The sequence below is a fragment of the Microbacterium phosphatis genome (assembly GCF_049177115.1).
GTDB classification, from domain to species: Bacteria; Actinomycetota; Actinomycetes; order Actinomycetales; family Microbacteriaceae; genus Microbacterium; species Microbacterium phosphatis.
In genome coordinates this window covers 2,148,893-2,173,903 of record NZ_CP185370.1, presented here as the reverse complement: position 1 = coordinate 2,173,903, position 25,011 = coordinate 2,148,893, and the positions used below count along the sequence as shown (strand labels likewise).

Here is a 25,011-nt window from a genome sequence, read left to right as displayed (position 1 = left end):
ATCCGATCCGCTGTCCGGGGTCCTAGAAGTCGACCGTGCGCCCGCCGCGGCCCGCGGCGATCGGGGCCGGGGCGGCGACGGCCGGCGCCTCTCGCTGCTCGGCGCCGGAGAGATCCTCGCTGGCGGTTGCGCGCACGGCCCGCACAGTCGCCCAGTCGCGGATCGCCTGCACGTCCTCTGACTGGGTCACCGCGAGCGGGATCATGTTCTCGATCGCGTGGACGAGGTCGGTGGTCTCGGCGGGGCGGCCGGCGGCGAACGCCTCGTAGAGCGCCGCGATCACGGCCTGCTCGATCTCGGCACCCGAGTAGTTGTCGCTCGCTGCCGCGAGCCGGTCGATCGCCGACGGATCGGCCGCGACCGCGTCGAGCCCGTTGCCGTCGCGCGCCCGCGAGGCGAGCTGGATGGTCCAGATCATGCGGCGCTCGCTGAGCGAGGGGAGATCGACGAAGAAGATCTCGTCGAAGCGGCCCTTGCGGAGGAACTCGGGCGGCAGCTGGTCGATGTTGTTCGCCGTGGCCACCACGAAGACCGGCTTGGTCTTCTCCTGCAGCCACGTCAGGAAGTATCCGAACACGCGTGCCGACGTGCCGGAGTCGGTCGATCCGGAGACGCCCGAGAAGCCCTTCTCGATCTCGTCGACCCAGAGGATGCAGGGCGAGACCGCCTCGGCGGTGGCGATGGCCGTGCGGAGGTTCTGCTCGCTGGAGCCGACAAGACCCGAGAAGATCCGGCCGACGTCCAGGCGCAGCAGCGGCAGGCCCCACGACGCGGCGGTCGCCTTGGCCGTGAGCGACTTGCCGCAGCCGGGCACTCCGGTGATGAGCACCCCCTTCGGCGAGGGCAGGCCGAAGTCGCGCGCCTTGGCGAGCCAGGAGCCCTGCCGGCGGCCGAGCCAGCGCTTGAGGTTGCCGAGACCGCCCACGTCGTCGAGGTCGAGTCCGGGGTCGAGGAAGTCGAGCAGCCCCGACTTCCGCACGGCCTGCCGCTTCTCGTCGTGCACGACCTCGACGTCCAGCGTCGTCAGCCGGCCGTCGTCGACCATCGCGCGGGCGTAGGCGTTCTCGGCCTCGTGCATCGTCAGGCCCAGCGCGGCGTGGACGAGTCGCTCGCGGTCGTCGGTGGATGCCTCGACCTTCACCTTGCGGTTGGTCTCGATCATGTCGTCGAGCAGGGCGCGCAGCTCGTCGGCCGACGGCAGCGGGAAGTCGATGAGCGTGGTGAGCGTGTCGAGCTCGGGAGGGATCACGCGCACGGGTGAGGTGATGAGCAGCATGCGCGCCGCCTCGCCGTGACGGAAGTCGACCGCCGTCTCGCGCGTCTTCCGGATGATCGCGGCGTCGCCCGGGCGGCCCTCGCCGCCGAAGTGCAGGTGCAGGTCGTGGAAGACGAACACCCCCGCGTCAGCCTGGTGCGCGGCGTGATCGAGCGCCCGCACCGGGCTCGTGGTGCCGTCGACGACGCCCTCGGTGGGGTGGATGAGGCCGGTCGCGGTGCTCCACGTCCACACCGGGCGCGGGGTGCGCTGGCGGGCGGCGGCCGCGGTCAGCGCCTGCACCGCGCGCACCTCCTCGCTGGTCTCGAGGTAGAGCAGGGGAAGACGGGCCTTGAAGGCCTGATCCAGCGTCGTCGCGAAGTCCATGTGCCGTGTCTCGTCTCTGTCGTCCGCCCGCGTCAGGGCGCGGTCTCGCCGTCGATCTGCAGGGTCCAGGGGCCGCTGGACTCGATGACGAACACCACGGGGGAGCCGTCCCACGAGAAGCGCTCGTCGACATCCCCGCTCTCGATGACGGGGGAGTCGCGGCCGCCGGGGGTGAAGGTATCGAGGAAGAACACCCCGTCGCCGCGGTGCACCGCGCGGGCGCTGATGTGCTCGCCCTCGTAGAGCAGCGTGGCGTCGCCCTCGCCGCTCGCGGTCGCGCCCATCGCGTCGACCTCGAGGGGCGCGACCCGCAGCGTCTCGGCCGCCTCGCTCTCGAACCACACCTCGAGGTCGCGGGCGCCGGGGAACAGCATGACGGTGTCGCCCTCGCTGAAGATGTCGCCGGCGCTGTCGGGGTAGAAGTACTCGTCGTCGTCCCTAACGACGCCGTCGGGCGTCAGCGAGACGTCGACCCAGTCGGAGGGCTCGCCCGTGGTCGTGATCTTCAGCACCGGGTCCGAGGAGCTCTGCGGGACGTGCAGCACCCCGCCGCCGGCGGGGATCTGCAGGGTGCCGTCGTCGGCGATGGTCAGCTCCTGGGGCGCGGCGCGATCCCACGGGGCGTCGTTGGGGTCGTCGACGCCGAGCGGCGCCCCCTCGACCACGTCGAGGTCGTCCAGCGCCCCCCAGACCACACCGACCAGCACCAGCACCGACACGATCGCGGCGATCGCCGTGAGCACGCGGATGCGACGCACCACGGGTGCGTCGAGCCCTGTCCCCCCACTGCTCACGGATCGATCCTACGACCGCGCGCACAGAGGCTCGGGACACCCGCCGGGTGCGGAGCCCTCACGTCAGGGGATGACGAGCAGCTTGCCCGGGGCGCCGTCGCGACTCGCGCGCTGGGCGTCGCCGGCGCGCTCGAGCGGGAAGCGCTCACCGAGCTCGACCGTGAAGCGCCCCGCGGCGGTCAGCGCCATCGAGACGGGGATGGCCTCGAGCCGCCACGCCTCCTGCTGAGGGGTGAGCGGGTTCGGGGCGCCGCCGCTGAAGGCGCGGATGCCCCACCCCGCGGCGTCCGCGCCGCGGACGATCGTCGCGATCCGGTCGCGGTCCTCGAGCAGCTCGAGCGACGCGGCGATCGCGTCATCGGTCCCGGCGAAGTCGAGGATCACCGTCACCCCCTCGGGGGCGGCCGCGCGCACGCGCTCGACGAGCCCGTCGCCGTAGGGCAGCGGCTCGGCGCCGAGTGCCGCCACGCGATCGGCGCGCGCGTCGCTCGTGGTGCCGAGCACACGCGCCCCGGCGAGCAGCGCGATCTGGATGGCGGCCTGGCCGACCGACCCGGACGCGCCGTGGATGAGCACGGTGTCGTCGCCCCGGATGCCGAGCGATCGCACGGCCTGGTAGGCCGTGCCGACGGGCACGCCGAGCGCCGCGGCGACCGCCGCCGACACGCCGGCGGGACGCGCGAAGACCTTGTCGGCTGGCACCACCAGGTCGGTCGCGTAGGCGCCCAGCCGGCCGGTGAAGGCGACCGGATCGCCCACGCGGAATCCGTCGACACCCTCTCCGACCGCGGTGACGTGGCCGCCGCCGTCGGTGCCGGTGCCCCGGGGGCGCGTGATCGGGGGCGAGGGGCGGATGCCCTCGCGCAGCTTCCAGTCGATCGGATTGACTCCGGCCGCCTCGACGCGGATCGCCACCTCGCCCGGCCCGGCGACCGGGTCCGGGATCTCGTTCAGGGTGAGCACCTCGGGGCCGCCGAGCTCGCTGTACTGGATCGCCTTCGACATAGCGCCAGGCTATCGGCGCGCGAGCGCCGCGGGACGGATCGGTCGCCGGATCAGGCGGCGGGGGTGGCGGCGGGCGCGGCGAGCACGTGGTGGCGACCGCGGGGGAGCACCATGGGCGCGCCGGAGACCGGATCCGGGATCACGGCGGCATCCAGCCCGAAGACGTCGGAGATCAGCTCGCTCGTCATCACCTCGGCCGGAGCACCCGAGGCGATGAGCTCGCCCGCGCACATCGCGAAGATGTGGTCGGCGTAGCGGGCGGCCATGTTCATGTCGTGCAGCACCATCACGATCGTGGTGCCCTTGGACCGGTTGAGGTCGGTGAGCAGATCCAGCACCTCGATCTGGTGCGCGACGTCGAGGAACGTGGTCGGCTCGTCGAGCAGCAGCACACCGGTCTCCTGGGCGAGCGCCATCGCGATCCACACGCGCTGGCGCTGGCCGCCCGAGAGCTCGTCGACCGCGCGGTCGGCGAGATCGGCGATCCCCGTGACCTCCAGGGCCTCCGCCACGGCGGCGTCGTCCTCGGCCGACCAGGTGCGGAACAGCTTCTGGTGCGGGTGGCGGCCGCGGCCGACGAGGTCGGCGACGGCGATGCCCTCCGGCGCGATCGGCGACTGCGGCAGCAGGCCCAGGGTGCGCGCGAGCTGCTTGGTCGGGATCGATCCGATGCTCTGTCCGTCGAGCACCACGCTGCCGGACTGCGGCGAGATCAGTCGCGCGAGCGTCTTCAGCAGCGTCGACTTGCCGCACGCGTTCGCGCCGATGATGACGCTGATGCGGCCGCGGGGGATCGTCAGGTCGACGCCCTTGACGATGGGGGAGGCCCCGTATCCGGAGACCAGCTCGGTCGCCTGGAGGGTGGAGTGGACGGTCACGAGGATCCTCCGATGCGGTTCGTGCGGATGAGCAGGTAGAGCAGGTAGGGCGCGCCGAGCACGCCCGTGATGACGCCGACCGGGAAGGTGGTATCGAACGCGAACTGACCGATGAGGTCGGCGGCGAGCACCAGGACGGCGCCCATCAGCGCGGCCGGGATGGTGAGGCTGGTGCCGGGGCCGACGAGCCGCGAGGCGATGGGGCCGGCGAGGAAGGCGACGAACGCGATCGGCCCGGTCGTCGCGGTCGCGAAGCACGCGAGCGCCACGGCGGCGACGATCAGCAGCAGGCGCGTGCGGTCGACCCGCACGCCCAGCGCGGTCGCCGACGCGTCGCCGAGCTCGAGCGCGCGCAGATCGCGCGAGAGCAGCAGGATGAGCGGGATCAGGATCACCGCAGCCAGCGCGAGCGGGCCGAGGCCCTCCCACTTCGAGCCGTTGAGGCTTCCGGTCAGCCACCTCATGGCGACGGCGACGTCCCAGTCGGCCGCACGCTGGATGACGAACGACACGACCGCCTCGAGCATCGCGCCGATGCCGATGCCGATGAGGATCAGCCGGCCGCCGGTCGATTCGCCGCCGCGCGCGGCCAGGTAGATCAGGGCCGCGGTCGCGATGCCCACGAGGAGCGCCGCGAACATCGTGGCGGTGATGCTCGCGTGCAGGACGACGAGGCTGACGACGGCGGCCGCGCTGGCGCCGGAGGTGATGCCGATGACGTCGGGGCTGGCGAGGGGATTGCGCAGCATCGTCTGGAACGTGGTACCCGCGACGCCGAAGGCCACGCCGGCGAGGACGCCGGTGATCATGCGGGGGATGCGCAGCGATCCGACCGTGAACGAGGCGCCGGGCACCGTCTCGCCCAGGATCACGCGGACCACGTCCGAGACGGGGTAGATCGTCTTGCCGAGCAGCAGCATCGCGGCCATGAGGGCGACCAGGATCACGCCGAGCGTGACGAGGGCCATCGTGCGGCGGCGGGCCCGCCGGCGGCGGCCGAGGTGGATCGCCGTCGTCGCGGGGGAGGGGGCCGGGCGTGCCGGCGCGAGGGGGAGCGCCATCAGAGGGCCTTCATCCGGGTGCGGCGGGCGATGATGACGAGGATCGGGGCGCCGACGAACGCGGTCACGATGCCCGCCTCGACCTCGCCGGGGTAGCCGATGAGCCGGCCGATCGTGTCCGACACCGTCAGGAGCGCGGCGCCGCCGAGGGCGCAGACGGGCAGCAGCCAGCGCTGATCCGGGCCGAACAGCAGGCGCGCGACGTGCGGCACCATCAGGCCCACGAAGGCGATCGGGCCGGCGAGGGCGGTCACGGCCGCGCACAGCACCACGCCCGCGGCCGAGGCGATCAGGCGGCCGGCGGTGACGTTCACGCCGAGCCCCACGGCGACCTCGTCGCCGAGCGCGAGCGCGTTGAGCATGGGAGCGCTGAGGAACGCGGCGACGGCGGCCACCGCGAGCAGCGGCGCGACGATCGCCATGGTCCCCCACTCCGCGCCCCCGACGCCGCCGACCTGCCAGAAGCGGAAGACGTCCATCGCCGCGATGCGCGGGAGCAGGACGGCGCTCACCAGCGACGAGAGGGCGGCTGTGGTGGCGGCGCCCGCGAGGGCGAGCTTGATGGGGGTCGAGCCGCCGGGCCCGATCGAGCCGACGACGTAGACGAACGCGGCCACGAGGCTCCCGCCGATCAGCGCGAGCACGAGGAACTCCACGGCCGACGTGATCCCGAGGAACGCGATGCCGCACACCACGAAGAGCGCCGCGCCGGTGTTGACCCCGAGGATGCCGGGATCGGCGATCGGGTTGCGCGTCACGGCCTGCATGAGGGCGCCGGAGAGCCCGAGGGCGGCGCCGGCCAGCAGGGCGAGGACGGTGCGCGGGATGCGCTCCTGCACGGCGATCGCGCCGATCTCGTCGGGCGTGCGACCGCCGATCCACGCGGTGATGCCCTCGAGCACCTCCGCGAGGGAGACGGGCCGGGATCCGAGCGCGAGGGACAGCGCGATCGAGACCACGACGACGATCAGGACGCCGATGAGGAACGCCGGGCGGCGGCGCGCAGCCGGCCGAGGGCCGTCTGCACGCCGCCGCGCGTCGGTGAGGAGTGTCACTCGAGGGGAGTTCAGTCGGCGGTGGCGACCGCGTCGCTCAGCAGACCCACGTAGGTGTCGAGCATCCACGGGATGGAGAGAGCGGTCGGCGAGACCGCGCCGCTCAGGTCGTCGCCGGCGCCGACGGCCACGACCGCGCCGTTCTGGACGGCGGGAAGCGTGCTCCACAGCGGGTCGGCCTGGAGGGCGGGCAGCAGCTCGGGGCCGCCGTACGAGACGATCACGTCGACATCGGAGAGCTTGTCGACGTTCTCGGCCGAGATGTCGAGGTAGAAGGTGCCGGCCTCGTCGGCCTCCTTCGCGGCGGCGGGCACGTCGAAGCCGAGGTCGGCGAGGAACGCGGCGCGCGAGTCGCCGGTGGAGTACACCGACGCGGTCGACAGGTCGGCGGCGTTCAGGAACAGGAACGCGGCGCTCTTGCCGGCGAAGTCCTTGTCGGCCGTGGCGTCGGCGATCTGCTTCTCGAGGTCGGCGACCAGCGCCTCGCCCTCGTCGGCGAGGCCCAGGGCCTGCGAGTTGACGAGGATGCTGTCGCGCCAGGGGGTGTACCAGGCGACGCCCGGGTAGGCGACCGTGGGGGCGATCTCGCTGAGGGTGGCGTACTCCTCCTCGGTGGGGCCGGAGTAGGCGGCGATGATCACGTCGGGGGTGGTGTCGGCGATGGCCTCGAAGTCGATGCCGTCGGTCGTCGAGAAGACCACGGGCTCGTCGGCGCCCAGCTCGGTGTACGCGTCGGTCGTCCACTCGTAGAGGCCGAGACCGTCGGATCCGTCCATCGACCAGGTCTGGTCGTCGGCGCCCACCGGGGCGATGCCTAGCGCGAGGGCCACGTCCTGGTTGCCCCAGCCGATCGAGGCGACGCGCTCGGGCTGCTTCTCGATGGTCGTGGTGCCCAGCGCGTGCTTCACCTCGACGGGGAACCCGTCGCCGGCCGAGGCGGAGGTGTCGTCGCCGGCCGGGGCCGAATCGGGGGCGGAGCAGGCCGCGAGCGAGGCGGTGAGGGCGGCGGTCGCGATGGTCGCGCCGAGGATGCGGGTGATGCGCAAGGGACGTCCCTTTCGGAAAGCTGTGTGGGGTGCGCCTCCCATCGAGGTGAGGCATGCCTAACTTAGCATTACCTATCTTCGTCTCGAAGACGGGCCGTCACATTACGTCGACATCGAAAGACAAACGGCCCCGGTCCTCGCGAAGAGGGCCGGGGCCGTTGTATAGGGCTGCTTACAGCGCGTCGATCGCCGCGTTGAAGGTCGCGGACGGACGCATGACGGCGGCCGTCTTCTCGGCGTCGGGGCGGTAGTAGCCGCCGATGTCGACCGGCTTGCCCTGCACGGCGACGAGCTCGGCCACGATCGTCTTCTCCTCGGCCGCCAGCTTCTCGGCGAGCGGGGCGAAGGCGGCCGCGAGCTCGGCGTCCTCGGTCTGCGAGGCCAGCTCCTTGGCCCAGTACGAGGCCAGGTAGAAGTGCGAGCCGCGGTTGTCGATCGAGCCGAGCTTGCGGCCCGGCGAGCGGTCCTCGTCGAGGAACGTGCCCGTGGCGCGGTCGAGGGTGTCGGCCAGGATCTGCGCCTGGGTGTTGTCCGTCGTCTGCGCGAGGTGCTCGAACGAGGCGGCCAGCGCGAAGAACTCGCCGAGCGAGTCCCAGCGCAGGTAGTCCTCCTCGACCAGCTGCTGCACGTGCTTCGGGGCCGAGCCGCCGGCGCCCGTCTCGAACAGCCCGCCGCCGGCCATCAGCGGCACGATCGAGAGCATCTTCGCCGACGTGCCCACCTCGAGGATCGGGAACAGGTCGGTGTTGTAGTCACGCAGCACGTTGCCCGTCACCGAGATGGTGTCGAGGCCCTGACGGATCCGGGCCAGCGAGAACAGGGTCGCCTCGGCCGGGGCCATGACGTGGATCTCGAGACCGTCGGTGTCGTACTCGGGCAGGTACTGCTCGAGCTTGGCGATGAGGTTCGCGTCGTGCGCGCGGTTCGCGTCGAGCCAGAACACCGCGGGGGTGTTCGAGAGGCGCGCGCGGGTCACGGCGAGCTTCACCCAGTCGCGGATCGGGGCGTCCTTGGTCTGGCAGGCGCGCCAGATGTCGCCCGCCTCGACCTCGTGCGAGATCAGCGTCTCGCCCGCGCCGTCGACGATGCGCACGGTGCCGGCCGAGGCCAGCTCGAAGGTCTTGTTGTGCGAGCCGTACTCCTCGGCCGCCTGCGCCATCAGGCCGACGTTCGGCACCGTGCCCATGGTGGCGGGGTCGAGCGCGCCGTTGGCCTTGCAGTCGTCGATCGTCGCCTGGTAGACGCCGGCGTACGACGAGTCGGGGATGACGGCGAGGGTGTCGGCCTCCTTGCCGTCGGGGCCCCACATGTGGCCGCCGATGCGGATCATCGCCGGCATCGACGCATCGACGATCACGTCGGACGGCACGTGCAGGTTGGTGATGCCCTTGTCCGAGTTCACCATCGCCAGGGCGGGGCCCTCGGCGATGGCCGCGTCGAAGGCGGCCTTGATCTCGGCGCCGTTCGGCAGCGCGTCCAGGCCGGCGTAGATCGCGCCGAGGCCGTCGTTCGCCGACAGCTCGGCGGCGGCCAGGTCGGCGCCGTACTTCTCGAAGACCGGGCGGAAGAAGGCCTTCACGACGTGGCCGAACAGGATCGGGTCGGAGACCTTCATCATCGTGGCCTTCAGGTGCACCGAGAACAGGACGCCCTCGGCCTTGGCGCGCTCGACCTGCTCGGCCAGGAACGCGTCCAGCGCCTTGGCGCTCATGAAGGTGGCGTCGACGACCTCGCCCGCGAGCACCTTCAGGTCGCTCTTGAGGACGGTGACGGATCCGTCGGCGGCGACGTGCTCGATCCGCAGCGTGTCGTCGGCGGGGATGACGACCGACTTCTCGTTCGAGTAGAAGTCGTTCGCGCCCATCGTGGCGACGTTCGTCTTCGAATCGGCCGACCAGGCGCCCATCGAGTGCGGGTGCTTCTGGGCGTAAGCCTTGACCGACGCGGGGGCGCGGCGATCCGAGTTGCCCTGACGCAGGACGGGGTTCACGGCCGAGCCCTTGACCTTGTCGTAGCGGGCGGCGATGTCCTTCTCCTCGTCCGTCTCCGGGTTGCCGGGGAGGTCGGGGACGTCGTAGCCCAGCGCCTGCAGCTCGGCGATGGCCGCCTCGAGCTGCGGCACGGACGCCGAGATGTTGGGGAGCTTGATGATGTTCGCACCCGGGTCGTGGGCCAGCTCGCCGAGCTCGCTGAGCGCGTCGCCGATGCGCTGCTCCTCGGTGAGGCGCTCCGGGAACTGCGCGAGGATGCGGCCGGCGAGCGAGATGTCGCGGGTCTCGATCTCGATGCCCGCCTTCGCCGCGTAGCTCGCGACGATCGGCAGGAACGAGTACGTCGCCAGCAGCGGCGCCTCGTCGGTGTGCGTGTAGATGATCTTCGACATGCGGAAGAAGCTCCTGTGGTCGTCAGCCGATCGGCGCCCGCGAGGGCGCAGATTCTCTCGACTTCAAGATACCTGAGCGGGCGCGCGCGCCCTCCATCGGGGCCGGCCCCCGGCCGCATATGGCCGGGATCTACAACGGCCGCGCGCCGGCGGCGTACCCGTGAGACGCTCGGGACATGACGGACACCTCGACGACGCAGAGCACTGCCCCCAGCCCGCGCGACGCCTACGTGATCGGCGGCAACCGCATCCCCTTCGCCCGGGCGGGCCGGCGATACGCCGACGCGTCGAACCAGGAGATGTTCACCGCCGCGCTCGAGGGGCTCGTGACCCGGTTCGGCCTCCGGGGCGAGCGCCTCGGCGAGGTCGTGGGCGGTGCCGTGCTGAAGCATTCGCGCGATTTCGACCTGATCCGCGAGAGCGTGCTCGGCTCGTCCCTCTCGCCCCAGACCCCGGCGTACGACCTCCAGCAGGCCTGCGCGACCGGGCTCGAGGCCGCCATCGCCGTGTCGAACAAGATCCGTCTCGGTCAGATCGAGTCGGGAGTCGCCGGCGGCACCGACTCGATCTCGGACGCCCCGATCGCGGTGAGCGAGGGGCTGCGTCGTGTGCTGCTGAAGGTCTCGCACGCCAAGACCCTGCGGGAGCGGCTCGCCGCGCTCGCGGCCCTGCGCCCGGGCCACCTCAAGCCGCTCAGCCCCTCGACGGACGAGCCCCGCACGGGCCTGTCGATGGGCGAGCACCAGGCGATCACCACGGCGAAGTGGGGGATCACCCGCGAGGCGCAGGACGAGATCGCGCTGCGCAGCCACCGGGGTCTCGCCGCGGCGTGGGATGCCGGCTTCTTCGACGAGCTCGTCACGCCGTTCCGCGGGCTCACGCGGGACGACAACCTGCGCGCGGACACCTCCATGGACAAGCTCGCGCGCCTGTCTCCGGTGTTCGGGCGGAACCTCGCCGCCGCAGCGACCATGACCGCCGGCAACTCCACCCCGCTGACGGACGGGGCCTCCGCCGTGCTCCTCGGATCGCGCGCATGGGCCGCCGAGCGAAACCTCCCGGTGCTCGCGCGGGTCGTGGACGCCGAGACGGCGGCGGTCGACTTCGTCGGGGGCCGCGAGGGGCTGCTGATGGCACCCGCCCACGCCGTCCCGCGTCTGCTCGCCCGCAACGGGCTGGCCCTCGGCGACTTCGATTTCTACGAGATCCACGAGGCCTTCGCCTCGACCGTGCTGACCACCCTCGCCGCGTGGGAGGACGACGACTGGTGCCGCGCCGAGCTCGGCCTGCCGGGGGCCCTCGGCACGATCGACCGCGCCCGACTGAACGTGAACGGATCCTCGCTCGCCGCGGGACATCCCTTCGCCGCGACCGGCGGCCGGATCCTCGCCACCGCCGCGAAGCTCGTCGCGCAGCGCGCCGCCGAGACGGGCGCCCCGGCCCGCGCCCTCATCTCGATCTGCGCCGCCGGCGGCCTCGGCGCCACCGCGATCCTCGAATCGGCCTGACGCGGCCGCGGTGCGATCCGTAGGAGAGATGCGGTCCATAGGGCGGATCCGCGGGTTCGCTCCTACGGAACGCATTTCTCCGAGGGAAGGGGCGGACGCGCGAAGGCGCGCCGCGCTACCCGGGAGGCAACGCGGGCTCACCTGCCAGCCGGATCCGGGGTGCGTTCGGTAGGAGAGATGCGATCCGTAGGGCGGATTCCCGCCTTCGCTCCTACGGTGCGCATATCTCCGAGGGAAGGAGAGGTCGCGCGCGGCAGCACCGCCTCGTGCCCGCGCTGTGCTCGCGCGGGGGCCGGATCTGGGGTGCGTTTTTGCAGGAGAAACGCGCTCCTTAGGGCGGATCCGGGGGGCGTTCCGTAGAAGAGATACGGTCCGTAGGGCGGATCCCCGCGCTCGCTCCTACGGAACGCATTTCTCCGAGAGAAGGGGGCGGACGTGCGAAGGCGCGCCGCCCTACCCGGGAGGCAACGCGCGCTCACCTGCCAGCCGGATCCGGAGGTGCGTTCCGTAGGGAAAATGCGGTCCGTAGGGCGGATACCGGCGTTCGCTCCTACGATGCGCACCTCTCCGAGGGAAGGGCGCCGCCCGGGGGCGGCTCAGCCGCGGAGGGCCTTCTGGATGCGCTGGACCGAGACCGGCTCGGCCGTGCCGAGGCGCTGGGCGAACAGGCCCACCCGCAGCTCCTCGAGCAGCCAGCGGGCGTGCACCAGCCGATCCGGAGCTCCCGCGGGAAGCGGGATCGTGCCCCCGGCCTCGGCGAAGGCGGCCGTGGCCTTCTCGAGCTCGGTCATCCAGGCGCGATCGCGACCGGGGTTGTCCGGCAGGGCCTCGAGGCGCAGGCGCACGCCGTCGAGGTAGCGCGGCAGGTGCTGCAGGCGCGCGAGGCCCGTGTCCGAGACGAACCCGGGCCGGATCAGTCCGCTCAGCTGGCCGCGGATGTCGCCGAGGGGCCCGAGCAGCGCCATCGAGTTGGCGTTCTTGAGGCCGCGCTCGATCTCGCGGGCCGACGTCAGGATCCGCGCGACGAGCGAGACGCAGGCGAAGACGTCGTCGACGGATCCGCGGGTCACCTCCGCCTTGAGGGCCTCGAACGCGGCGCGCGAGCGGGGGAGCGCCCCGGCACGGGCGATCGCGGCGTCGGCGACCGCCGCCCGGCAGTCCTCGATCAGGGCCTTCGCCGACGCGTAGGGGGAGGCAGCGAGGGCCAGCTTCTCGTTCGAGGTGAGGTGCTCCTGCACGTACGACGCGGGGGAGGGCACCGTGAGCAGCAGCAGGCGACGCACGCCGGTGGCGGTGCGCGCGCGGGCGGCCTCGGGCGTGGCCTCGACCCGCAGCGCGACGGAGGATCCCTCGTCGACGAGCGCGGGATACCCGCGGACGACGCCGCCGGCCACCTTCGTGTCGACCATCTCGGGCAGGTCCTGGAAGTCCCAGTCGACCAGTCCCGTGCGCTCGAGTGCCGCCGGCGCCGTGCCCGCGACGACGGAGGGTGACGCCCGGCGCGCCTCCCTGTCGAGCGAGCGCGCGACCGACTGACGCGCGCGACCGGCGAGCTGATCCTGCAGCACCGTCAGGTCGCGATCGGCCCCCAGCGCGCGGCCGCGCTCGTCGACCGCGCGGAACGACATCATGAGGTGGCCCGGCACCCGCTCCATCTCGAACACGTCGGCCGAGACGGGCTGGTTCGCCACGCGCTGGATCCGCTGGGCGAGGGCCGCGCGCAGCGTCTGCGGCGGGCGCCCGGCGTGGCTCTCGGGTCCGGCGCCGTCGAGCTCGGCGGAGAGCTTCGCGGCCCAGTCGGCCGCGGGGACGACGTGGCGGCGGACGGCCTTGGGCAGCGCCCGCAGCAGGGCCGTGATCAGCTCCGCGCGCATGCCCGGCACCTGCCAGTCGAAGCCGACCGGCTCGAGCGAGGCCAGCAGCGCCAGAGGCACAACGACCGTGACGCCGTCGTCGGGTGCGCCCGGCTCGAAGCGGTACGCCAGGTTCAGGGTCTGGTCGCCCTGCGTCCAGCGCGTCGGGAAGTCGCGCGCGTCGGACGTCGCCTGGCCTTCGACGAGATCCGCCTCGCGCATCGTCAGCAGCTTGGGCGTCCGGGTGAGCGACTCGCGCCACCAGGTCTCGAACGAGCGCACGTCGAACACCTCGGGAGGGATGCGCGCGTCGTAGAAGGCGAACACGGCCTCGTCGCCCGCGAGGATGTCGCGGCGGCGCTCGCGCTCCTCGAGCTTCTCGAGGCGCCGGCGCAGCTCGTGGTTCTGCCGCAGGAACGCGGTCAGGTTCTGCGGGAGGCGCGACGGATCCCACTCGCCCTCGACGAGCGCGTGCCGCACGAACAGCTCGCGGGCGGCCGGACGATCGATGCGGGCGAACTGGATCCGGCGGCGCGGGATGATCTCGACGCCGTAGAGGGTGACCTTCTCGTACGCGACCGCCGCACCCTGATCCTTCGACCAGTGCGGCTCGGTCACCTGGCGCTTGGCGAGGTCGCCGGCCAGCGCCTCGGCCCAGGCGGGATCGATCTGCGCCGCCGTTCGCGCGAACAGGCGCGACGTCTCGACGAGCTCGGCGGCCATCACGGCCTTCGGGCGGCGCTTGCGCAGCACCGATCCCGGGAACACCGAGAACCGGATGCCCCGGGCGCCGCGGTACTCGGCCCCCTTGCGCGGATCCTTCGCCTTCTCGCGCTCGTCGAGGATGCCGATCTGCGAGAGCAGGCCGGCGAGCAGGGCGGTGTGGATGGCGTCGGCGCGCTCGCCCGGGATCGCGGAGGCGTCGTCCGAGCCCGTGCCCTCGCGACGCGCGTGCGAGTCGGCCGCCGGCCGGGCGGAGGACCCCCGGTGGTCGCGCCCGCGCCCGCGCTCGCCGCGGTCGTCGCGCCCGCCCAGCCCGCCGGCGAGCCCGCGCAGCTGGCGGTGCACATCGAACCACTCGCGCACCCGCACGTAGTTCAGGAACTCGGCGCGGCACAGGCGCCGGAAGGCGCTCGAGCCGAGCTCCTTCTGCTTCTCCTGCAGGTGGTTCCAGAGGTTCAGCAGCGTGAGGAAGTCGGACGTGGGATCCGCGAACCGGGCGTGCGACTGATCCGCCTGCTCGCGCTGCGCACCGCCGGCCTCGACGGACGGGCGCTCGCGCACGTCCTGGATCGAGAGTCCGGAGACGATCGCCAGCACCTCGTCGACGGTGCCGTTCTTGTGCGCCTCGATGAGCATCCGGGCGAAGCGGGGGTCGATGGGGAGGCGGGCGATGTCGCGACCGGTGCGCGTCAGGCGGGGCGAGCCGTCGCGGGTGAGGACGACGGCGCCCAGCTCGACGAGCAGGTCGAGCGCGGCCTTCACGCCCCGCGAGTCGGGGGGAGTGAGGAAGGGGAAGCGCGAGATGTCGCCGAAGTCGAGGGCGAGCGCCTGCAGGATCACCGAGGCGAGCGACGTGCGGAGGATCTCCGGCTCGGTGAACTCGGGGCGCTTGGCGAAGTCGTCCTCGCCGTAGAGGCGGATGGCGATGCCGTCGCTGGTGCGCCCCGCGCGGCCGGAGCGCTGCTGCGCCGAGGCCTGGGAGATCGCCTCGATCGGCAGGCGCTGCACCTTGGCGCGATTGCTGTAGCGCGAGATGCGCGCCGTGCCGGTGTCGATGACGTACTTGATGCCCGGCACGGTGAGCGAGGTCTCGGCGACGTTGGTGGCGAGGATCACGCGGCGCTTGAGCCCCGCGACGGTGGAGCGCTCGAAGACGCGGTGCTGCTCGGCCGCGCTCAGGCGCCCGTACAGCGGCAGCACCTCGGTCGGCGCACGCTGATCGCGGTAGGCCCCGCGCACGGCGTCGGCCGCGTCGCGGATCTCGGCCTCGCCGGGCAGGAAGACCAGCACGTCGCCGGGCGCCTCGCGCTCGAGCTCGCGCAGCGCCTGCACGATCGCGCCCACCTCGTCCTCGGCGTCGTACGACGCGATCTCCTCGTCCGCGTCGGCGGGGAGGTCGGCCACCAGCGGCCGATAGCGGACCTCGACCGGGAACGTGCGCCCCGAGACCTCGACGATGGGGGCGGGGGTGCCGTCGGCCGCGGCGAAGTGCGCCGCGAACGACTCCGGATCGATCGTGGCCGAGGTGATGATCACCTTCAGATCCGGGCGCTGGGGGAGCAGCTGCTTCAGGTACCCCAGCAGGAAATCGACGTTGAGGGAGCGCTCGTGGGCCTCGTCCACAACGATCGTGTCGTAGCGCGAGAGCATCCGGTCGCGGTGGATCTCGTTGAGCAGGATGCCGTCGGTCATCAGCGCGATGCGCGTCTGATCCGACACCTTGTCGGTGAACCGCACCTTGTAGCCGACGACGCCGCCGAGCGGCACCTCGAGCTCTTCGGCGATGCGCTCGGCGATCGTGCGCGCCGCGAGGCGGCGGGGCTGGGTGTGCGCGATGCTGGTGCGGCCCAGCTCGAGGGCGATCTTGGGCAGCTGCGTGGTCTTGCCGGAGCCGGTCGCGCCGGCGACGATCACGACCTGGTGATCGCGGATCGCGGCGGCGATCTCGTCGCGCGCGCCGCTGACGGGCAGCTCGGGCGGATACGAGATGCGCCACGTGGGGGTCTGCTCAGCGGACATAGCCCTCCAGTCTAGGTCCGTGGCACATGACCGACTTCGTCAAGCCCCGCCCCGATGTCCGCGACCGCTCCTAGGCTCAGGGGCATGAGCGTTCCGACCATCACCCTCAACTCCGGCCACGACATCCCCCAGCTCGGCTTCGGCGTCTTCAAGGTGCCGCCGGCCGAGGCCGAGACGGCGGTCGCCGCCGCGCTCGAGGCGGGCTATCGCCACATCGACACCGCCGCGATCTACGGCAACGAAGAGGGTGTCGGCGCGGCGATCCACAAGAGCGGCATCCCACGCGACGAGCTGTTCATCACCACGAAGCTGTGGAATGACCGCCAGGCGGGCGAGGCTCCGAAGATCGCGATCGCCGAGAGCCTCGAGCGCCTCGGCCTCGACTACGTCGACCTCTACCTGACGCATTGGCCGGCGCCGGCCAACGGCCACTACGTCAACGCGTGGCAGAAGATGGTCGAGATCCGCGACGCGGGTCTCGCCCGCTCGATCGGCGTCTCGAACCACCTCGTCGAGCACCTCGATCGCATCGTCGAGGAGACCGGCGTCGTCCCGGCGGTCAACCAGATCGAGCTGCACCCGGCGTACCAGCAGCGCGAGCTGACCGAGTGGGCGGCCGAGTACGGCTCGCACATCGAGTCGTGGGGCCCGCTCGGCCAGGGCAAGTACGACCTGTTCGGCGAGCGCGCCGTCAGCGAGGCCGCCAAGACGCACGGCAAGACGCCGGCGCAGGTGGTCATCCGCTGGCACCTCGACAAGGGCTTCATCGTCTTCCCGAAGTCGGTGCGGCCCGAGCGCATGATCGAGAACTTCGACGTCTTCGACTTCTCGCTCACCGACGCCGAGGTCGCCGAGATCGACGCGCTCGACCCCCTCGACGGCTCCGGGCGCGTGGGCGCCCACCCGCTCGAGCTCAACTGAGCGCGGCGTGCGGGTGCCCGGCTAGACCCAGCCGGGCACCCACATGTGCGAGTACCAGAGCGGGTAGGGCAGCAGGATCCCTGTCGACAGCGGCAGGAAGAAGATCGCCGTGAGCAGGGCGACCACAAGGAACACCCCGCCGAAGACCCGCCAGGCGCGGGTCTGCGCAGCGGCGTGCCGCTCGGCATAGGCCGCCTCCGAGACGGTCGCCTGTGGGATCTCCACGGGCGCGCGGACCCGGACGAGCCACCCCAGGGCGAGGGCCAGGGCGATGACGAGGAACGGCAGCATCGCCACCGTGTAGAACTGGAAGATCGTCCGCGCGGGGTACAGCAGCCAGGGCAGGTAGGTCACCGCGAGGCCCGTGAGGGCGAAGGCGAACGGGAAGCCGAAGCGCCCCGCGCGACGCCGTATCAGCACCACGACGATCAGGATCACCGCCGCCCACGCGCCGTACCAGGTGACGGGGTTGGGGTGGCTGCCGATCACCGCGATGCAGTCGTCGCTCCAGCCGCAGGTCTCGGTGCCCGCGTCCGGTCGCGAGAGCCACATCGCCGTGGGCCGCAGCAGCAGCGGCCACTGCCACGCGGGGCTCGCGTACGGGTGGCTGGTGCTGAGGCCGACGTGGAAGCCGTACATCGACTGGTGGTAGTTCCACAGCGCGGCGAGCGGATTCGGATCCGACCCGCGGTCGTAGCCGCCGGACGTCACGAGCCAGCCCGTCCACGACACGACGTAGGCCGCCAGCGCCACCGGCACAAGCTGCAGGAACGACACCGGAGCCTGGCGCAGCAGCGCGGCTTGTGCCCATCCCGTTATGCCGGCCCGGCGCCGCTCCAGTGCGTCCGAGACCACGAGGTAGATCCCGACCCCGGCGAGCACGTACAGGCCGGACCACTTCACCGCCGAGGCGGCGCCCAGGGCCAGGCCCGCGGCCACGATCCACGGCCGGTGCCAGATCAGGGGCCCCCAGGGCCCCTCTCCGGCGCCGATCCGCGCGTTGGTCCGGTCGCGATCGAGCAGCAGGAACCAGAACGCGAGCGCCACGAAGAATGCCAGGAACCCGTCGAGCAGGCTCACGCGGCTGAGCGCGATCGCGAGCCCGTCCACCGCGAGCAGGCCCGCCGCGACGGTCGCGACCCCGATCGAGGAGGACAGCCGACGCGCGATCGCGTAGACGAGCGGCACCAGCAGCGTGCCGAACAGGGCGGCCGAGAACCGCCAGCCGAATCCGCTGTCGGCGCCGAAGAGGGCCATGCCGAGCGCGATCAGCCACTTCCCGAGCGGCGGGTGCACAACGTAGGCGGCCTCGGTCTGGAAGATGCCCGACTCGCCCGCGGCGAACCGGGTGTTGGGGTCGTCGGGCCAGGTGCCCTCGTAGCCGAGGTTCAGCAGCGTCCAGGCGTCCTTGACGTAGTACGTCTCGTCGAAGACCAGCTCGTGAGGGTGCCCCAGGCCGACGAAGCGCAGCAGCGCCGCGACCAGCGTGAGCGCGACGGGCACCATCCACTCGAGCCTGCGTCCCCCCGTCACGACAGCAAGCCTAGGGTCCCCGCCGCGGCTTCCGCGTGAGGAGCGGCAGCCGTTCGCCGCGCGACGTCGGCGCGCGACCAGGACGCGTCGACGGCCCGCAGGGGGAGGCCAGGTGGCCTCGATACGCTGATCCGGTGATCATCCTCGCGGCGACGCCCATCGGCAATCTCGGGGACGCGTCCCGCCGCCTGATCGAGGTGCTCGAGGCCGCGCCCGTTGTGGCCGCCGAGGACACCCGCACCACCCAGCGCCTCTTCTCGGCTCTCGGCATCCAGAACCGGCCGCGCCTCATCGCGATGCACGACCACAACGAACGCCAGAAGGCCGCCGAGCTGGTCGAGCTGGCGCGCGAGCAGGACCTGGTTGTGCTGAGCGATGCCGGCATGCCGACCGTGAGCGATCCCGGATACGGCCTGGTCGCGGCGGCCGCGGAGGCCGGGGTGCTCGTCACGGCGATCCCCGGGCCGAGCGCGGTGCTCACCGCGCTGGCCGTGTCGGGGCTGCCGACCGACCGCTTCACCTTCGAGGGCTTTGTGGCCCGCAAGCCGGGGGAGCGCCGTCGCGCTCTGACCGCGCTCGCCGCCGAGCCGCGCACCATGGTGTTCTTCGAGGCGCCCACCCGCGTCGCGCAGACCCTCGCCGACATGGCCTCCGCCTTCGGACAGGATCGGCGCGCGGCCGTCGCCCGCGAGCTCACCAAGCTCTACGAGGAGGTCGCGCGCGGCACCCTCTCCGAGCTCGCCGCCTGGGCCGCCGACGGCGTGCGCGGAGAGCTCGTCATCGTCGTCTCGGGGGCCGTGGCCGGAGACGTCTCGGCGGAGGACGCCCTGGTGCAGGTGCAGGGGCTCGTCGCCTCGGGCGTGCGCCTGAAGGACGCGGCGGCCGAGGTCGCGGCGCACACCGGCCACTCGTCGCGCGATCTGTACCAGGCTGCCCTGGCCGCCAAGCGCTGACCGCGGCGCCGCGCCGCCCCGGACGGGCGAGGCGGCCGCTCAGCCCGCGCTCTGGGCCGCGCCCTCGCGGTTCTCGGCCGCGATCTCGTCCCAGACGCCGCGCAGGTGCGTGCTCGAGTGCCGCTCGGCGTCGTCGGCGTCGCCCGCGGCCACCGCGAGCGCGACCGCGAGGTGCTCGTCGAGCGTGCCGGCGGCGGGCACCCGCGGGTGCAGGCCCAGGCGCGTGCGGCCGCGCAGCACCTCGCTGACCGGATCCTCCAGCGCCGCGAGCTGCGGATTCGCCGAGGCACGCAGCAGGGCGCGGTGGAAGTCGACGTCGGCCTCCATGAACTCCTCGGTGTCGGCCCGTCCCCTCCGTCCGAGGTCCCGCAGATGCTCGGCCAGGGCGCGCAGCTCGTCGCGCTGCGCGGGCGTGGCGCGGAGGGCGGCGAGGCGGGCGGCCATGGGCTCGACGGCGACGCGCAGCTCCATCAGGGCCTCGAGCTGCTGCTGGCGCTGGGGCCCCGCGAGGTTCCACCGGATCAGCGACGGCGCGAAGGCGTCCCACCCCTCGCGCGGCTGCACGGTGATCCCGACGCGGCGGCGGGAGGTGAGCATGCCGAGGCTCTCGAGCACCCGCACGGCCTCGCGCACGACGGTGCGGGAGGCACCGGATTCCGCCTCGATCTGTGCGAGCGTCAGGACGTCGCCCGGCGCGAGCTCCCCGGCCGCGATGCGGCCGCCGAGAGCGTCGAGCACATCCCCGTGCATCCCCTGAACCATACGACTCTCCCTCGGGCCTGAATGGTGATACCTTATCGTCCGAATAAGTAGTACCTTTCGCGCGGCCACGACGGCCGACGGAGGTGCCGTGCCCCCGATTTCAACGGAGAAACCAATGGAAGACTGGACCCAGACCCTCGGGGCGGGGCCGCTGCTCGGCATCGCCGCCGTGGCCGTCGCCCTGATCCTGTTCCTCGTCATCAAGCTGAGGCTGCACGCGTTCCTGGTGCTGATCGTCGTCTCGCTGCTGACCGCCCTCGCCACCGGCCTGCCCATGGACGTGCTGGTGCAGGACGTGCTCGTCGCCAACTTCGGCGGAACCCTCGGCAGCGTCGCGCTGCTGATCGGCCTCGGCGCGATCCTCGGCCGCCTCATCGAGTCCAGCGGTGGCGCCAAGGTACTCGCCGACGCGATGGTCCGGCTGTTCGGCGAGAAGCGCGCCGCGTTCGCGCTCGGCCTCACCTCGCTGATCCTCGGCTTCCCGATCTTCTTCGACGCGGGCCTTGTTGTGATGCTGCCGATCATCTTCGCGGTCGCCCGTCGCATCGGCGGCAAGAACCTGCTGCTGTTCGGCATCAGCGGCGCCGCGGCGTTCTCGGTCATGCACGTGTTCCTGCCCCCGCACCCGGGCCCGGTGTCGGCCACCGACCTGTTCGGCGCCGACCTCGGTGTGGTGATGCTCGTCGGTCTCGTCGTCGCCTTCCCCGCCTGGTACCTCTCGGGCTACCTGTGGGGCAAGTTCGTCAACGCGCGCTTCCCGATGATCGTCCCCGCGCTGTTCGGCGTGACCGACGAGGACCAGCCGAAGAACCCGCCGAAGGTCGGCACGGTCATCGCGATCCTGCTGCTGCCGCTCGTCCTGATCTTCCTGAACACCGGCCTCGGCGCCCTCGCCTCGGTCGGCACCGTCGACAAGACCCAGCTGTGGGTGCAGGCTCTGATGCTGATCGGCACCTCGCCCGTCGCGCTGCTGATCACCGCGCTGGTCGCCCTGCTCGTCCTCGGCAAGTTCCGCGGCGAGACCGGATCGGCGCTCGAGAAGCTCGTCGAGAACACCCTCGGAAGCGTGGCCTCGGTCATCCTCATCACCGGCGCCGGCGGCATGTTCGGCGGGGTGCTGCGCGCCTCGGGCATCGGATCGGCCCTGTCCGAGACGCTCGACGGCCTCGGCCTGCCGCTGATCTTCGCGGCCTACCTCGTCGCGGTCGCGCTGCGCGTCGCGCAGGGCTCGGCCACCGTCGCCCTCGTCACCACCGCGGGCCTCCTGGCCCCGGCGGTCGCGGCCGGCGGGTACAGCGTGATCGACACCGCGGCCATCACGCTGGCCGCGGCCGCCGGCTCGGTGTTCGCAAGCCACGTCAACGACTCCGGCTTCTGGCTGGTGGGCCGCCTGATGGGCATGGACGTCAAGACCACCCTGAAGACGTGGACCGTCCAGCAGGCGATCGAGTCGGTCGTCGGCTTCGTCATCGTGCTCGCGATCTACGCGATCTTCTGATCCGAGAGGCATCGCAGCGATGGACATCTTCGACATCTCGGGCCGCCTGGCCCTGGTGACGGGCTCATCGCGCGGCCTCGGCCGGACGCTCGCCCTGGCGCTCGCGGAAGCGGGCGCCAGGGTGGTGCTGCACGGCCGTGACCGCGCCGCCCTGGCCGAGGCGGCGGACGAGATCGCCGCCGCGACGGGGGAGCGCCCGGCGAGCATCGCCTTCGACGTGGCCGACGCCGCCGCCGTCGAGGAGGGCGTCGCCGCGGTGATCGCCGAGCACGGTGTGCCCGACATCCTCGTCAACAACGCCGGGGTGCAGCGCCGCGCGCCCTTCGCCGAGTTCCGCGTGGAGGACTGGGACGCGGTGATCGCCGCGAACCTCTCCAGCGCGTTCTACGTCTCGCGCTTCGCCGCGCCGGGCATGATCGAGCGCGGCTCCGGCAAGATCGTCAACGTCGCGTCCGTGCAGTCGAAGCTCGCCCGCCGGACGATCGCCCCGTACTCCGCGAGCAAGGGCGGCGTCGCGCTGCTGACGCAGGGCATGGCGGCCGATCTCGCCCCGCACGGCATCCAGGTCAACGCGATCTCCCCGGGATACTTCGCGACCGAGATGAACCGCGCCCTCGTCGAGGACGAGGCCTTCACCGAGTGGCTCACGAGCCGCACCCCCGCCGGCCGCTGGGGAGACGTGGCGGAGCTGCGAGGCGCGCTGCTGTTCCTGGCATCGGATGCCTCGAGCTTCGTGTCGGGACAGAACATCTTCGTCGACGGCGGCATGACCGCGGTCGTCTGACCGGAAGGACGAGTTGATGCGCGCAGTCTGGATCGACAGCAAGGAGCAGCTCGCGGTGCGCGAGACGCCGGAGCCCGAGCCCCGCGAGGGCGAGGTGCGCCTGAGCGTCGAGTACGTCGGCATCTGCGGCTCGGACCTGCACTACTACTTCGAGGGCGCCAACGGCGAGTACGTCGTGAAGGAGCCGCTGGTGCCCGGGCACGAGCTCTCCGGTCGCGTCGATCTCGATCCGTCCGGCCGTCTGGCCCCCGGGACCCCCGTCACGGTGCATCCCGCCCGGTTCGGATCGCCCGTGCGCGGTGCCGAGCAGGACCCGCACCTGTGGCCCGGAGGGTCCTACCTCGGCAGCGCCTCCACCTGGCCGCACACCCAGGGTGCGATGGCCGAGCGGCTCATCGTGCGCGCCGACATGGTGCGGGTGCTGCCCGATGGCCTCCCGGTGCGCCGGGCCGTTCTGGCCGAGCCCCTCGCCGTCGCGCTGCATGCCGCCGGCCGCGCGGGCGATCTGTCCGGCGCGCGGGTGCTGGTCTCCGGCGCAGGCCCTATCGGGCTGCTCGCGCTGGCCGCGGCCCGCGCCCGCGGGGCGGCGGAGGTCGCGGTGAGCGATGTCCTGGCCGAGCCCCTCGAGCGGGCGCGTGCCCTCGGGGCCGATGAGACGATCCGCGTGGGCGAGGACACCCTGCCCGCCGAGTCGTTCGACGTGGTGCTCGAGTGCTCGGGCGCCCCGGCGGCCATTAGCGCCGCGGGAGCGGCGGTGCGCCGTCGCGGCACCGTCGTGCAGGTCGGCATGCTGCCGAACGAGCCGCGGCCGGTGAACCTCGCGCCCTTCATCTCGAAGGAGGTGGCGCTGCTCGGCACCTTCCGCTTCCACACCGAGATCGATGAGGCCGTCGCGCTGCTGGCGGCGCGGCCGGAGCTCGATGAGGTGATCACGGACGTTGTGCCCCTGGATGACGCCGAGGGCGCCTTCCGGATCGCGCGCGATGCGCGGCGATCCAGCAAAGTGGTGGTGTCCCTGGGGCGGCCGGGGGCGTGAGCGGGAACGAGGCGCGGGACGTGGCAGCACAAGACGTCGTGATCGGCGTGGACATGGGGACCACCGCCACCAAGGTGGTGGCGTATCGCCGCGACGGCGAGCTGATCGCCCGGTGGCAGCGCGGGTACCCGCTCGATGAGCCGCAGCCGGGCCACGCCGTGCAGGATCCCCGGCTGATCCTCGCTGCGGTGCTCACGGGAGTGGCGGCGGTGTCGGCCGAGATCGGCCACGATCGGGTCGCCGGGCTGTCGTTCTCGACCGCGATGCACAGCCTCATGGGCCTCGACGCCGAGCTGCGCCCGATCACGCCCGTGATCACCTGGGCCGACACCCGCGCCACGGCGCAGGCCGCGCGGATCCGCGCGGCCGAGGGCGGCCTCGCGCTGCACCGCCGCACGGGCACCCCCGTGCACCCGATGTCGCCGCTGACGAAGCTGGTGTGGATCCGCGAGCAGGACCCGGATCTGCACGCGCGCGCCGCGCACTGGGTCGGCATCAAGGACTGGGTGCAGCTGCACCTGACCGGGACGCTTGTGACGGACCACTCGGTCGCCTCGGCCTCGGGCCTGATGGACATCCATCGCCTCGCGTGGGATCCGGAGGCGCTCGCCCTCGCCGGGATCGACGAGGCCCAGCTGCCCGAGCTCGTCTCGACCACCACCGTGCTGCCCGGTCTCACGATCGAGGCGACGGCCGCGACCGGCCTCGCCGCCACCACCCCCGTGATCGTCGGGGCGGGCGACGGCCCCCTCGCCAACCTCGGCGTGGGGGCGGTGCGCCCCGGAGTCGCGGCGTGCTCGATCGGCACCAGCGGCGCGCTGCGCGTGGCGGTGGAGCGCCCGGCCGTCGATCCGGCGGGTGGCGTGTTCTGCTACGCCCTGACCGAGGACCGCTGGGTCGTCGGCGGCGCCATCAACAACGGCGGCGTGGCCCTCGAGTGGCTGCGCGGCGAGATCGCCGCCGACACCCCCACCGCCACGCTGCTCGACGAGGCGGCCACGGTGCCCGTGGGGGCCGGCGGGCTGCTGATGCTGCCGCACCTGCTGGGCGAGCGCGCCCCGCGCTGGGCCGGCGGCGCGCGCGGCGCCTACGTGGGGCTCACCCGGGCGCACCACCGCGGGCACCTCGTGCGCGCCGCGGTCGAGGGCGTCGCGATGCAGCTCGCGCTGGTGCTGGGCGCCATGCGCGGCGCCGGGTTCGACATCCACGAGATCCGCGCGACCGGCGGGGTCATGCAGCACCCGCTGTGGCCGGCGACCCTCGCGGCCGCGTTCGGGACGCCGCTCGCCCTGCTCGATGACGGCGAGGGATCCGGGTTCGGTGCGGCACTGCTCGGCATGAAGGCGCTGGGGCTCATCGACTCGCTCGACGCGGCCGCCGAGCTGGTCGAGATCCGGGCGCGCCTGGATCCGGATCCCGCGTCGGCCCAGACATACGCGGTGCTGATCCCGCTGTTCGGCGGGCTGGCCGACACGCTCGCCCCCGCGAACCGGGCCCTGCGCGATCTGAAGCTCCCGCTCGCGTAATCCGCACGTTTACGACCAATAAGCTGGGGTG

At 72.4% G+C, this 25,011-nt stretch carries 18 protein-coding genes; 7 read left to right on the top strand and 11 right to left on the bottom strand.

The window, feature by feature from the left end; translation table 11 throughout:
• Positions 1 to 22 precede the first annotated feature (22 nt).
• The 8 genes from ACOKGD_RS10365 to ACOKGD_RS10330 form a co-directional block, all read right to left on the bottom strand.
• Positions 23 to 1,642 carry an AAA family ATPase gene (locus ACOKGD_RS10365; protein ID WP_342337239.1) on the bottom strand — a complete coding sequence of 540 codons (1,620 nt, stop codon included), beginning with the start codon at positions 1,640 to 1,642 and terminating at the stop codon, positions 23 to 25.
• A 32-nt stretch (positions 1,643 to 1,674) separates the two neighbouring features.
• Positions 1,675 to 2,436: a hypothetical protein gene (locus ACOKGD_RS10360; protein WP_342337238.1), complete on the bottom strand. Its 762-nt coding sequence runs from the start codon at positions 2,434 to 2,436 to the stop codon at positions 1,675 to 1,677.
• A gap of 63 nt (positions 2,437 to 2,499) precedes the next feature.
• Positions 2,500 to 3,441, bottom strand: a complete 942-nt coding sequence (locus tag ACOKGD_RS10355; protein WP_342337237.1) for a quinone oxidoreductase family protein — start codon at positions 3,439 to 3,441, stop codon at positions 2,500 to 2,502.
• Positions 3,442 to 3,491: 50 nt separating this feature from the next.
• On the bottom strand, positions 3,492 to 4,319 hold the full coding sequence (locus tag ACOKGD_RS10350; protein WP_342337236.1) for an ABC transporter ATP-binding protein: 828 nt from the start codon (positions 4,317 to 4,319) through the stop codon (positions 3,492 to 3,494).
• Positions 4,316 to 5,380, bottom strand: coding sequence for a FecCD family ABC transporter permease (locus ACOKGD_RS10345; RefSeq protein WP_342337235.1), 1,065 nt, complete (start codon positions 5,378 to 5,380; stop codon positions 4,316 to 4,318). Before ACOKGD_RS10345 ends, ACOKGD_RS10350 begins: the two co-directional genes overlap by 4 nt.
• Positions 5,380 to 6,435, bottom strand: coding sequence for a FecCD family ABC transporter permease (locus ACOKGD_RS10340; RefSeq protein WP_342337234.1), 1,056 nt, complete (start codon positions 6,433 to 6,435; stop codon positions 5,380 to 5,382). The genes ACOKGD_RS10345 and ACOKGD_RS10340 overlap by 1 nt, the downstream gene beginning before the upstream one ends.
• 11 nt (positions 6,436 to 6,446) lie before the next feature.
• A complete protein-coding gene (locus ACOKGD_RS10335) occupies positions 6,447 to 7,481 on the bottom strand; it encodes an iron-siderophore ABC transporter substrate-binding protein (RefSeq protein WP_342337233.1) in 1,035 nt (344 codons plus the stop codon).
• 172 nt (positions 7,482 to 7,653) lie between these two features.
• The gene (locus ACOKGD_RS10330) at positions 7,654 to 9,864 is read right to left on the bottom strand and encodes an NADP-dependent isocitrate dehydrogenase (RefSeq protein ID WP_342337232.1); all 2,211 of its coding nucleotides are present in this window, start codon (positions 9,862 to 9,864) and stop codon (positions 7,654 to 7,656) included.
• A gap of 176 nt (positions 9,865 to 10,040) precedes the next feature.
• Here ACOKGD_RS10330 and ACOKGD_RS10325 point away from each other — a divergent pair, with 176 nt between their 5' ends.
• Positions 10,041 to 11,372: an acetyl-CoA C-acetyltransferase gene (locus ACOKGD_RS10325; protein WP_342337231.1), complete on the top strand. Its 1,332-nt coding sequence runs from the start codon at positions 10,041 to 10,043 to the stop codon at positions 11,370 to 11,372.
• 596 nt (positions 11,373 to 11,968) lie between these two features.
• Here the strand turns inward: ACOKGD_RS10325 and hrpA are convergent.
• Positions 11,969 to 15,967: an ATP-dependent RNA helicase HrpA gene (hrpA, locus tag ACOKGD_RS10320; RefSeq protein ID WP_342337230.1), complete on the bottom strand. Its 3,999-nt coding sequence runs from the start codon at positions 15,965 to 15,967 to the stop codon at positions 11,969 to 11,971.
• 84 nt (positions 15,968 to 16,051) lie between these two features.
• On the opposite strand from hrpA, the gene ACOKGD_RS10315 reads away from it, so the two are divergent.
• A complete protein-coding gene (locus tag ACOKGD_RS10315) occupies positions 16,052 to 16,888 on the top strand; it encodes an aldo/keto reductase (protein WP_342337229.1) in 837 nt (278 codons plus the stop codon).
• 21 nt (positions 16,889 to 16,909) lie between these two features.
• Here the strand turns inward: ACOKGD_RS10315 and ACOKGD_RS10310 are convergent, their stop codons facing one another.
• The gene (locus tag ACOKGD_RS10310; protein ID WP_342337228.1) at positions 16,910 to 18,421 is read right to left on the bottom strand and encodes a dolichyl-phosphate-mannose--protein mannosyltransferase; all 1,512 of its coding nucleotides are present in this window, start codon (positions 18,419 to 18,421) and stop codon (positions 16,910 to 16,912) included.
• 134 nt (positions 18,422 to 18,555) lie between these two features.
• Between ACOKGD_RS10310 and rsmI the strand changes: the two genes are divergently transcribed.
• Positions 18,556 to 19,374, top strand: coding sequence for a 16S rRNA (cytidine(1402)-2'-O)-methyltransferase (gene rsmI / locus ACOKGD_RS10305; RefSeq protein ID WP_342337227.1), 819 nt, complete (start codon positions 18,556 to 18,558; stop codon positions 19,372 to 19,374).
• Between the two features lie 39 nt (positions 19,375 to 19,413).
• Here rsmI and ACOKGD_RS10300 read toward each other — a convergent pair whose 3' ends face one another.
• Positions 19,414 to 20,124: a FadR/GntR family transcriptional regulator gene (locus tag ACOKGD_RS10300; RefSeq protein ID WP_342337226.1), complete on the bottom strand. Its 711-nt coding sequence runs from the start codon at positions 20,122 to 20,124 to the stop codon at positions 19,414 to 19,416.
• Positions 20,125 to 20,251: 127 nt separating this feature from the next.
• Between ACOKGD_RS10300 and ACOKGD_RS10295 the strand changes: the two genes are divergently transcribed.
• Genes ACOKGD_RS10295 through ACOKGD_RS10280 form a run of 4 tightly spaced genes read left to right on the top strand, consistent with a single transcriptional unit; the run spans position 20,252 to position 24,980 of the window.
• Positions 20,252 to 21,634: a GntP family permease gene (locus ACOKGD_RS10295; RefSeq protein ID WP_342337225.1), complete on the top strand. Its 1,383-nt coding sequence runs from the start codon at positions 20,252 to 20,254 to the stop codon at positions 21,632 to 21,634.
• A gap of 19 nt (positions 21,635 to 21,653) precedes the next feature.
• Entirely contained in the window at positions 21,654 to 22,418 is a 765-nt protein-coding gene (locus ACOKGD_RS10290) for a glucose 1-dehydrogenase (RefSeq protein WP_342337224.1), read from the top strand.
• A 16-nt stretch (positions 22,419 to 22,434) separates the two neighbouring features.
• On the top strand, positions 22,435 to 23,454 hold the full coding sequence (locus ACOKGD_RS10285; protein ID WP_342337223.1) for a zinc-binding dehydrogenase: 1,020 nt from the start codon (positions 22,435 to 22,437) through the stop codon (positions 23,452 to 23,454).
• A 20-nt stretch (positions 23,455 to 23,474) separates the two neighbouring features.
• The gene (locus ACOKGD_RS10280; RefSeq protein ID WP_342337222.1) at positions 23,475 to 24,980 is read left to right on the top strand and encodes a gluconokinase; all 1,506 of its coding nucleotides are present in this window, start codon (positions 23,475 to 23,477) and stop codon (positions 24,978 to 24,980) included.
• Positions 24,981 to 25,011 lie beyond the last annotated feature (31 nt).